Annotated in this window: 9 protein-coding genes and 2 pseudogenes; 5 read left to right on the top strand and 6 right to left on the bottom strand. The window is 73.3% G+C overall.

What is annotated here, in order from left to right; genetic code table 11:
- Positions 1 to 1,307, top strand: a 1,307-nt coding sequence (locus tag AC08OQ_RS12895; RefSeq protein WP_476612071.1) for a tetratricopeptide repeat protein, incomplete at its 5' end; no start/stop codon positions are given.
- Positions 1,308 to 1,325: 18 nt separating this feature from the next.
- On the opposite strand, the gene AC08OQ_RS12890 is transcribed toward AC08OQ_RS12895, so the two are convergent.
- From AC08OQ_RS12890 to AC08OQ_RS12875, 4 genes are all read right to left on the bottom strand, one after another.
- Entirely contained in the window at positions 1,326 to 1,841 is a 516-nt protein-coding gene (locus tag AC08OQ_RS12890) for a hypothetical protein (protein WP_476601266.1), read from the bottom strand.
- A gap of 355 nt (positions 1,842 to 2,196) precedes the next feature.
- Positions 2,197 to 2,901 carry an SDR family oxidoreductase gene (locus AC08OQ_RS12885; protein WP_476601265.1) on the bottom strand — a complete coding sequence of 235 codons (705 nt, stop codon included), beginning with the start codon at positions 2,899 to 2,901 and terminating at the stop codon, positions 2,197 to 2,199.
- Between the two features lie 96 nt (positions 2,902 to 2,997).
- On the bottom strand, positions 2,998 to 4,278 hold the full coding sequence (gene galK / locus AC08OQ_RS12880; protein ID WP_476601264.1) for a galactokinase: 1,281 nt from the start codon (positions 4,276 to 4,278) through the stop codon (positions 2,998 to 3,000).
- A gap of 66 nt (positions 4,279 to 4,344) precedes the next feature.
- Positions 4,345 to 5,544 carry a UDP-glucose--hexose-1-phosphate uridylyltransferase gene (locus tag AC08OQ_RS12875; RefSeq protein WP_476601263.1) on the bottom strand — a complete coding sequence of 400 codons (1,200 nt, stop codon included), beginning with the start codon at positions 5,542 to 5,544 and terminating at the stop codon, positions 4,345 to 4,347.
- A 229-nt stretch (positions 5,545 to 5,773) separates the two neighbouring features.
- On the opposite strand from AC08OQ_RS12875, the gene soxR reads away from it, so the two are divergent.
- The 4 genes and pseudogenes from soxR (at position 5,774) to AC08OQ_RS12855 (ending at position 8,586) form a co-directional block, all read left to right on the top strand.
- Positions 5,774 to 6,265 (top strand): redox-sensitive transcriptional activator SoxR, encoded by a 492-nt coding sequence (gene soxR / locus AC08OQ_RS12870; RefSeq protein WP_476601262.1) that lies wholly within the window; start codon positions 5,774 to 5,776, stop codon positions 6,263 to 6,265.
- Positions 6,266 to 6,324: 59 nt separating this feature from the next.
- Positions 6,325 to 6,821: pseudogene (locus AC08OQ_RS12865) on the top strand (NADPH-dependent FMN reductase); the annotation flags it as partial.
- Positions 6,822 to 6,951: 130 nt separating this feature from the next.
- A complete protein-coding gene (locus AC08OQ_RS12860; protein WP_462187100.1) occupies positions 6,952 to 7,119 on the top strand; it encodes a hypothetical protein in 168 nt (55 codons plus the stop codon).
- A 210-nt stretch (positions 7,120 to 7,329) separates the two neighbouring features.
- Positions 7,330 to 8,586, top strand: a complete 1,257-nt coding sequence (locus tag AC08OQ_RS12855) for an ABC transporter substrate-binding protein (protein WP_476601261.1) — start codon at positions 7,330 to 7,332, stop codon at positions 8,584 to 8,586.
- Positions 8,587 to 8,637: 51 nt separating this feature from the next.
- Here the strand turns inward: AC08OQ_RS12855 and AC08OQ_RS12850 are convergent.
- Together AC08OQ_RS12850 and AC08OQ_RS12845 are read right to left on the bottom strand one after the other, a co-directional pair.
- Positions 8,638 to 9,473 (bottom strand): annotated as a pseudogene (locus AC08OQ_RS12850) (ABC transporter ATP-binding protein).
- The coding region (locus AC08OQ_RS12845; protein WP_476612070.1) for an ATP-binding cassette domain-containing protein at positions 9,410 to 10,247 on the bottom strand (838 nt) is incomplete at its 5' end. The gene AC08OQ_RS12845 and the pseudogene AC08OQ_RS12850, both read right to left, overlap by 64 nt.

Raw genomic sequence — 10,247 nt, 5'->3', positions numbered from 1 at the left:
TAGCCGAGCGCACCGTCGCCGACCGCGAACGCGTCCTCGGCCCCGCGCACCCCGCCACCCTGGTCAGCCGGGACACCCTCGCCTGGGCGTTCCAGAAGGCCGGCCAGGTCGACCACGCGGTCAACCTGTTCCAGCGCACCCTCGCCGAGCGAGAACGCATCCTCGGCCCCGAGCACCCCGACACCCTGGAAGGCCGGCACAGCCTCGGCCGCGCCTACGACGCCGCCGGCCGCGGCGACGAGGCGGCCCGACTGCTGCGGGACACCCTCGCCGACCGGCGGCGGATCCTCGGCCCGGAGCACCCCGCCACCCTCGACACCCGTCACAGCCTCGCCGTCGCCTACCGCCGGATCGGGGCGGTAGGCGACGCCGTGCCGCTGTTCGAGCAGACCCTCGCCGCCCGCGGACGGGTCCTCGGCCCCGAGCATCCCGCCACCCTCGGCAGCCGCCACCAACTCGCCGTCACCCACCACCAGGCCGGACGGCTCGACGACGCCACGCGCGAGTTCGGCCGCGCGCTGACCGGCCGCGAGCGCACCCTCGGCCCCGACCACCCCGACACCCTCGAAACGGTCGACGGACTCGCCCGCGCCCACCTGCGGGCCGGACGACTCGATGACGCCGCACGCGAGTTCGGCCGCGCGCTGACCGGCCGGGAACGCGCCCTCGGCCCCGACCACCCCGAGACCACCGAGACCCGCGAGAACCTCGCCACCGCCCACCTCAGGCTGGGCCGACCCGGCGACGCCGTCCCCCACCTCGAACGCGCCCTCGACCGCCACGAGCACGTCCTCGGCCCCGCGCACCCCCACACCGTCGAGACCCGGGACACCCTCGCGACGAGCTACCGGCGCACCGGGCAGCTCGAGGCGGCCGTGCCGCTGCTCGAACGACTGCTCGCTGACCGGAGCCGGGCACACGGCGTCGGCGACGCACGCACTCTACGCACCGCCGACGAGCTCACCGAGGTCTACCGGACCACCGGCCGGCTTCCGCAGGCCGTCGACCTGAACGAACGTGTTCTCGCCGTCCGCGAGCAGCTCCTCGGCCCCGGCCACCCCGACACCCGCGCCACCCGGGGCGCCCTCGCCGACACCTACCGCCAGGCCGGCCGGCCCGCCGACGCCGTCCCCCTCTACCGCGCCGCGCTCACCGACGCGCTACGCGAGCACGGCCCGTTCCATCCGGACAGCACCCGGGCCCGTCGCACCCTCGCCGACACTGTCGACCAGGCCCGCCACGACCGGCCGCCCCTTCCCGAACGGCCGATCCCGGCCGAGCCGAGGTTCCGCCACCGCGACCCCTAACCGACCTCGGCCCGCCGGTCACCGCGGGTCGGCCGACCCGTCGGACGCGGCCGGCTCGTCGGGCTCAACGGGCGGAAACCGATCAAGCAGCTCCAGCTTGCGGAGCAGCGCCTCGTCCACCGCCCCCCGCGCCGGCCGCCCGCCCTCCGCCACCGCCCGCTCGCGGTCCTCCTCCCAGCGCCGTGCCTCCTCCCGAGCCAACTCGGCGTTCATCTGCTCCCGTGCTTCCCGCCAGTACTCCTCGATCCGCTTCTGGTTCTCCCGCCGCTCCTGTTCGGCGGCAAGCTCATTCGTCAACTCCTGGCCATGCCGCGCGTTCCATACTCGGGAGAACGAGCCGTCCCAGTCGACCGGACGGAGGTCGAACCTGCCCTCAAACGTCGCCCGAGCCTCATCCGCCCCCGTATCGGCGTCGCGCCCCGCGTCGGCATCGGGCGCCGGCTGCCCGGACGGTTCCCGACCGGCTGGCGGCCGCGCCCCCGATTCACGCTCGGCCGCAGATTCACCTGACGGGCCAGCGGTTTCCTCGGACATCACAGTCTTCTCCCGTCCCTGAGGCTCCCAGTCATGATCCCACCGCTACCGGCCCGCCGTGCCCCACCACGATCCCTCCAGGGATGATCAGCGACCAGCGGAGGGGCACTCGTCACGGCCGGAATGCACGCGTTGCGATCCCTCCAGGGATGATCAGCGACCCGACCCCGAAAGTAAAGTCGCAGGTTGAAGGCATGATCGGCGGTGGATCGTGGGCCGATTCTGCAGCGATCCGGCGGTAGTGCAACGGCCCAGGTCAGAGCCATGATCGGAATTTTAGAGTATCGAGTCCTGGTTGCCTATCTCGACGCCGAGCCACTCCATCCCCTATCTGCTGGACGGGCCAGGTGGACCTTCAGCGGTGTGGCTGTTGACCGGTGGGCCGGACGACGATCTCGTTGATATCGACGGTGTCGGATTGCTCGAGTGCGAACAGGACCGCACGGGCGACGTCAGTGGTGCCGAGTTTCGGGTCGGTGGCCCGGTCGGGCGATGTTTCGCCGGCTTTAACGAGTCCCGGCTGGATGAGGGTGACACGCACGCCGGTACTGGTGACCTCGGCTCGGATGGACTGGGTCATGGCGGTGACGGCCCACTTGGTGGCGGAGTAGAGCTGCCCGGGGACGGTGATGCGGCCGGCCACCGAACCGGTGAGCACCAAGTGTCCCCGGAACTGCACGAGGGTGGGCAGGGTGGCCCGGGCGACGAGGGCGGTTCCGTAGACGTTGGTCAGCACCATCTCGCGCCACTGCTGCGGGGATCCGGTGCCGCGCAGGAAGGAGGTGGCGGTGAAGGAGCCGGCGTTGGCGAACACCGCGTCGAGTCGGCCGAACGCGCCGTGGGCGAGCGTGGGCAGAGTGGTGACCTGGTCCCAGTCGCTGATGTCGCAGGGGGCTGCCACGGCCCGGGCTGGGCCGCCCAGTTCCGCGGCAAGTTCGTGAAGGGCATGGTGAGAGCGGGCGGCGAGGATGAGGCGCCACCCTTTGCTGGCGGCGAGTTGCGCTGTTGCGGCGCCGATGCCGGAGGAAGCCCCTGTGATCAGGAGAACGGATGTGGTCACGCTGATAGATCGTGCCGGTTGAGGTGGTCAGTCAGGTTTTGGGGTGCGGCGGCTGACGTCGACGGCGTAGCTGGTGGGACGGACGTTCCCCGGTCGCTACCCGAGGTCCAGGACGGACGTGCCGGCGACCGCCGAGCAGACGTGCAGCACGGCCCACCGGCCGGTGAGTGCGGCATACGCCGGTTCGAACGCCTCGGTGAAGGCGGTCAGCCGGGACCGGTCGACGAGGGCCACCGCACAGCCCGCGAAACCACCGCCGGTCATCCGGGCGCCGAAGCACCCCGGAGCCGCCGAAGCCGCCTGGACCGCCGCATCGAGTTCCGGACCCGACACCTCGAAGTCCTCCCGGATCCCGCGATGCCCCGCCAGCAACAGCCGCCCGGCCGTTGGGGCGTCGCCCGCGCGCAGTGCCGCGGCGACGGCGTCGACCCGGGCGTTCTCGGCGACGACGAACCGGGCCCGGCGCAGCGCGACCGGGTCCAGACCGGTCCCGCCGGCCGCTCCGCCCGGCCGGGTTGTCCCATCCGACCGGGCGGACCTGCCGAGCCGGGCCACCGCCTCGTCCATCGACCGGGGCGTGAGGTCCCGCAACGCGGCGACGCCCAGCGCCCGCGCCTCCCGCTCACACTCCGCCCGTCGGGTGGCGTACTCGCTGGTCACCACCTGTCGGCGCGAGCCGGTGTCGATGACCACCACGGCCAGCCCGCCCGGCAGCGGCACCGGCTCGGTCGTCAGCGTGCGGCAGTCGATCCGCAGCGCGTGGCCGGCCACGCCCGCGGCGCAGGCGAGCTGGTCGAGCAGGCCCGTCGCCGCCCCCACCCAGAGGTTCTCCGCCCGCTGGGCGAGCAGCGCGAGCTCCGTCGGCGAGGGCGTCAACCCGGCGAGATGCGCACCGGCCAGGGCGACGGCCAGCTCCAGCGCGGCCGAGGAGGACAGTCCCGCGCCGACGGGGATGTCGCTGGCCAGCGTGCCACGCCAGGGCACCGGGCCCCCTCCGGCCGGGAAGCCTGACCCGGCGGCGGCACGGGAGGCCGACTCGGCGGCCAGCATCACCGCGACGCCTTCGACATACCGGACCCATCCGGGTGCCCGGGCGGACACCGGGGTATCGAGGCCCGGCGGCGGCAGCGGGATCACGGCGGGCACCGCATCCTGCTCGGACACCAGCCGGAGCTCGGGTGCCTCGTTACGGCGCAAGGCGATGCACAGCTCCCGGTCGATGGCCACCGGAAGACAGAAGCCGTCGTTGTAGTCGGTGTGCTCGCCGATGAGGTTTACCCGGGCGGGCGCGCGGACGAGGTGGGTGGGCCGCTCTCCGTAGGTCTCGACGAACGCGCGCACCGCACGCTCGGTGGCCGGATGCTCGGCGGCTCTCATGACGCCAGTGTCGGGGAGTCGTGGGCCCTGCGGCACGCGGGATGACCACGGCCGCGCGGGCTCGGCTCAGGCCCGGTCCGCCGCGACGGGAGCCATGACGGCGCGCAGCCGGTCCGCGGCTGCCTCCGGGGTGAGGTCGCGCTGCACGTCGGCGAGTATCTCGTAGCCGACCTGATGCTTGCGAATGGTCGGGGAGCGCAGCAACGGCGGATAGAAGTGGGCGTGCAGCTGCCAGAACGCCGCGGGTGGATCGCCGGGTCCCCGGCCAGGATCAAGGCCCGGCCCCGGCCCCGGCCCCGGCTCCAGCCCCGGCCGGGGTCCGGGCGCGGGATGCGGCCCGGGAGCCCCGTGCCAGCCCATCGAGAACGGGAAGGGATGGTCGAACAGGGCGTCGTAGCCGGTGAGGAGGCGGCCGAGCAGGCGGGACAGCCCGTCCCGCTGGTCGTCGGAGAGCGCGGCGAGGCGGTCGACCGGATGCCGGGGCAGGAGCAGGGTCTCGAACGGCCACAGCGCCCAGAACGGCACGACGACGAGCCAGTGCTCCTCCGCCAGGATCACCCGCTCCCCCGCCGCCGTCTCGATCTCGGCGTAGTCCATCAGCAGGGAGCTGCCAGACCGGGCGAAGTGCTCCCGTTGCCGCGCGTCCTCGGCGGCCGGCTCATCGGGCAACACGTCGCAGGCCCAGATCTGACCGTGGGGGTGCGGGTTCGACGCGCCCATCGCGGTGCCGCGGTTCTCGAAGACCTGCACCCAGCGCCAGGTGCGGGAGAGTTCCTCCTCCTGCGCCGCCCAGGTGTCCACGACCGCCCGGACCTCGGCCGGAGTCATGTCGACGAGCCCGCGATCATGACGAGGGCCGAAGCACACGACCCGGCACGTCCCCCGGGCCGGTTCGCTGCGCAGCAGGCCCGATCCGGGACCCGCCGGCCACACCGGAGCCGGGTCGGCGGGCAAGTCGACGGGCGGGCCGACGGGCGGGGCGACAGGCGGGGCGGCGGGCCGGACCGGGTCGGGACGCAGCGCCGGGAAGTCGTTGGTGAACACGTAGGTACCGGAGTAGGAGGGGTTGCGTTCACCGCCGGCCCGGAGGTTGCCCGGGCAGAGGTCGCATAGAGGATCATGGGCGACCGCGGCCGGCACCGGCGGTGGTTCCTGACCGCCGTGCCACGGTCGCCGCGTCCGCCCCGGCGAGACCAGAACCCAACGGCCGGTGAGCGGGTTGAACCGCCGATGCGTGATGTCGTCCATCGCGACGAAGCCTGCCATGGGCGGCGACCGCGGCAAACGCGCTGCCGGGACGGCCGGGGGTGATCCCCGTTACCACGGAATCGGGGCGTGACGAGGGGCGACGCGGGGCAACGAGGGGCGGCGAGACGTAACGAGGCGTGGCGAATCGTGACGGGGCGCGACGAGGCATGACGGCCAGCCCGTCGCGGCGCCGCCGGGTTCCGGGAACCTCATGTTGAGTTCAACTTCAACACCATAGTCTGCGGGCATGCTTCCTACCGATCTGATAACCGTGGGTGAGCTCTCGCAACGAAGTGGCTTCGCCGCGTCGGCGCTGCGCTTCTACGAACAGCGGGGCCTGCTCACCGCCACCCGGACCTCGGGTGGGCAGCGCCGGTACGAGCGCCATGTCCTGCGGCGGCTGGCGTTCATCCGCGCCGCCACCGCGGTCGGGCTCAGTCTCGACGAGGTGCGGGAGACCCTGTCGTCGCTGCCCGAGTCGCGCACGCCGACCAAGGCGGACTGGTCCGCGGTCTCGCGGCGGTGGCGCGGCCGGCTGGACGACGAGATCGCGGCTCTGGTCGCGCTGCGTGACGGACTCGACTCGTGCATCGGCTGCGGCTGCCTGTCGCTGCTTCGCTGCCGCATCTCGAATCCGCACGACCGGATCGCCGAGCTGGGGCCGGGCGCCCGCGCGCTGCCGGCCGCGCTGCGCCGGACCCGCAACCCCCTCGATCGGTGTGGTCAGCCCGTCCGATAGGACATCCGCGATAGGACAGACGCGACGGCACGCGGGTGGCGGTCCATCGCCGGACCGACATGAACCAGATCCGGGACGCCGGACCGAGACGCCTGGATCCGGGACGAGGAGGGGTAGTGGGAGACACATTCGGCATGTTCCAACCGGGTGCCAGCAACGGCGAGCCGAGGAGCGGGCGCAGCCAGACGGGCAGCCAGACGGTCGGTACGGATCCCGTCTCCGGGCTGCCCAGCCGGGTCTCGGCGCACCGTTCGCCCGACATGCCGCCGGACGGTCCCGGTCCGGTGCGGGCCCGTCGCCGCCGTCCGTTAATCGTCGGCATCGGTGGCAGCAGCCGGGCGAACTCCACCACCCACCAGGCCCTGGCGACGGTGCTGGCGATGATGGGGCAGGCCGGCGCGGAGACGATGCTGCTCGGTGCGGCGGACCTGGACCTGCCGATGTACGCGCCGGAACGCCAGGAACGTCCCGCCGCGGCGCTGCGCCTCCTCGCCGCCGTCGAACGGGCCACGGCCTCGTGATCGCGACTCCCGGTTACCACGGCGGGATGTCGGGCCAGGTCAAGAACGCCCTGGACTATCTGGAGGACGCCCCGGCCCTACCTGGACGGCCGGGCGGTCGCACTGATCGTCGGAGCCCGGGGCACGCAGGCGGCCGGGACGACGCTGACGGCCCTGCGCTCGACGGTGCACGCCCTGCGCGGCTGGCCGACCCCGCTGGGAGTCACCCTGAACACCGCGGTGCCGCTCTTCGACCCGCACGGGCGAGTACTCGACCCAACCGTCGCGGCCCGCCTGGAGACCCTCGCCGACCAGATCATGGGGTTCACCTACGCCTGGTCCCAGGTGCTCTGAGGTGATCTGAGGTGATCTGACGCCGGGACGCGACCCCGCGCCGCGGCCCGTGCGGGTCCCGGCTAACCCGGGCGTATCCGTCCTGAGCAGGCAGGTCTACCGTGGCGGGGCCCGGCAGGGGACAGCGGGCTCGGCAGGGGACAGCGGGGCCCGGCAGGGGACTGGAACACGGGACCCATGACGAGGCACGCACGACGAGGAGGCGGCACGGTGGGACGACGGCACGGGCTCCGGCGGCTCGCCGCGGCGGTTCTGGGCGCCGTGCTGGCGGGCACGCTCGCCGCGTGCGGTGGCGACTCGGACGGCGAAGCCACCGGCACCTCCTCGGCCGGATCGACGGTCAAGCTGATGATCATCGCCCCGGTGGACACGTCCGGGACGAACTACCCGGAGATGGTGGCCGCCGCCCGGGCCGCCGTGCGCGGAGTCAACGCCCGGGGCGGGATCGCCGGCCACCGGGTCGAGCTCGTGCACTGCAACGAGAAGAACGACGCCGCCATGGCCAGGAAGTGCGCCCAGCAGGCGGTGGATCAGCACGTGCTCGCGGTCGTCAGCGAGGTCAGCGGCTCGGGCGGGATCATGCCCATCCTGGAGAACGCGGGGGTCCCGTCCATCGGTTCGGCCGGGATCTCGGCCGACGGATCCGAGCTCAGCTCCCCGATCAGCTACGTCATCAGCCCGCTGACCCTCTACCCCGCGGTCTGCCCGTCGTTGCTCGCCAAGGCGGGGGCCACCCGCCTCGGGCTGGTCGGCTACGACCTCAGCGCCAGCGACCGGCTCATCATCATGGCCGAGGGCGGCGCGAAGGCGGTAAACCGTCCGATCAATCCGAAGATCCGTATTCCGATCACGACGAGCGACTTCACCCCGGCGATCTCCCAGCTCACCCGGTCCGGTGCCGACGGAGCCGTGCTCGTCGTGTTCGACCAGGCCGCCTATGCGGTGATCTCCCAGGCCGGCCAGCGGGTCCGGACCTGCCACGCGGCCGGAACCCTCTCGCCGAAGTACCTGTCGACGCTCGGTCCGGCCGCGGACAACCTCGTGGTCGCGACCGCGTTCCCCGAGCTGAGCCAGGCCGGCCAGTTCCCCGAGGTCGCCCGGATGATCTCCGAACTGGACGCCGAGCAGGCCGGCGGGGACGCGGACGCGGCCCCCGCGCTGCGCACCACGACGACCACCACCGGCGCGTGGCTGTCCGTGCAGATCGCCGAGAAGGTGGGCAACAAGGTGTCCGGCGAGCTCACCGCCCGCACCCTGCTCGACCAGCTCAACCGGACCACCGACCTGGACCTGGGCGGCATCGTCCCGCGGCTGAACCTCACGGCGACGACGCCGATCCTCGGGGCGGAACGGATCTTCAACACCACGCTGCGGGGAGCCCGGTGGGACAGCGCGTCGAAGAGCTTCGTGCCGCTCGGCCCGGAGACCTACTCCGGCCTAGACATCCTGCGCCGGGCCGCCTCCTGACTCTGAGGCACACGCTGACCCGGGTCAGGCACGCGCTCGCGCTGACCCGGGTCAGACACGGGGGCCGCTGAGGGCGCCATCGCCGGAGTCCGCCGGCCGCCCGGGTGACAGATAGGCGCCGAGCAGGATCTCCCGGTCGGCACGGGCCTGGGCTGCGGTGCCCGACCAGGCGAGGGCCCCGTGCCGCAGGACGTGCACCCGATCGGCGATCGACAGGGCGCTGCGGACGTGCTGCTCGACGAGGATCACGGCGAGCCCGTCGTCCGCGGCGGCGCGCACCGCCGCCAGCAGACGGTCCACGACGCGCGGCGCGAGGCCCAGCGAGAGCTCGTCGGCGAGCAGAACCGTGGGCCGGCGCGCCAGGGCGCGCGCGAGGGTCACCATCTGCTGCTGCCCCCGGAGAGCAGCCCCGCCCGCCGGTCGAGGTGCTCGGCGAGCTCGGGGAAGACCGCGAGGGCGAGGTCCGGGTCGCATCGACCGACCCGGAGATTCTCCCGGACGGTGAGGTCCATGATGACCGAGCGTTCCTCGGGAACCAGGCTCAGGCCACGCCGGCACCGTTCGTGCAGCGCGGCGGTCGTCACGGCCCCGGCGAGCAGGACCTCGCCTCCCGCTGACGGGATCGCGCCGGCCAGCGCCAGCAGTGTCGTCGTCTTGCCGGCACCGTTCGGGCCGAGCAGGGTCACGACCTCGCCGGCGTGCACCTCCAGGTTGAGGTCGCGGACCACCGGGCCGTTGCCGTAGCCGGCGGACAGGCCCCGCGCCGCCAGCACCGCGGGGCCGGCCGCGAACCGGGCCGGGTCCGTCAACCGAGCCGGGACCGTCAACCGTGCCGGGACCGCCGCCTCCCCCAGGCAGGCGACCCGCACCCGGGGGTCGTCGCGCACCCGCTCCGGCGTCCCCTCGGCGATGCGCTCCCCGGCGTCCAGCACGACCACCCGGTCGCAGACCCCCATGACCACGTCCATGTCGTGTTCGTTGAGCAGGATGCCCAGCCCCAGTCGTCGGCGAGCCGACGCAGCAGGCCCGCGACCTCCGTGCTCTCCGATTCGTCCAGCCCGGCGCACGGCTCGTCGAGCAGCAGCACGGCGGGGCGCGCCGCGACAGCCCGGGCGATGGCCAGCAGCCGACGGCGACCGTAGGGAAGCTCCGCCACGGTGCGCAGGAGATCGTCGCGCAGCCCGAAGGCGTCGACCGCGGCGACCGCGGCCGGCTCGAGCGGACGTCCCCGGGGGAACAGCAGGTCGGTGAGATAGGCGCGGGTGTCCCGGCGGTCGCTGGCCGCCTGGATGTTCTCGATGACCGTCAGATCGTCGAACAGCTCCAGGTTCTGGAACAACCGGCTGATGCCGACGCGGGCCCGCCGGTGCGCCGGCAGACGGTCCAGCCGGACGCCGCCCAACGTCATCGACGTGACCGAGGACGGGGTGTAACCGGTGATCGCGTCGATGACCGTCGTCTTGCCCGCGCCGTTCGGGCCGATCATCCCGACGATCTGACCGGGTTCCACCCGCAGGTCGACCGAGCGCACCGCGGTGACCGCGCCGAACCGGACCGTCAGACCCCGGACCGACAGGACGGCAGGCGCGGCGGGCGTGGCGGGCGTGGCGGGCGCGGCGGGCGTGGCGCCGAGCAGGCGAGCCAGGCGGGCGGCATCGGAG

The sequence above is a fragment of the Frankia sp. CcCS3 genome, from assembly GCF_977927575.1.
The sequence above is the reverse complement of the archived record's forward strand: the minus strand, read 5'-3'. Positions and strand labels throughout refer to the sequence as shown.

Coding starts and splice junctions, on each gene's coding strand:
- AC08OQ_RS12890 (WP_476601266.1), bottom strand. CDS start 1,841: ATGTCCGAGGAAACCGCTGGCCCGTCAGGTGAATCTGCGGCCGAGCGT.
- galK (WP_476601264.1), bottom strand. CDS start 4,278: ATGAGAGCCGCCGAGCATCCGGCCACCGAGCGTGCGGTGCGCGCGTTC.
- AC08OQ_RS12875 (WP_476601263.1), bottom strand. CDS start 5,544: ATGGCAGGCTTCGTCGCGATGGACGACATCACGCATCGGCGGTTCAAC.
- soxR (WP_476601262.1), top strand. CDS start 5,774: ATGCTTCCTACCGATCTGATAACCGTGGGTGAGCTCTCGCAACGAAGT.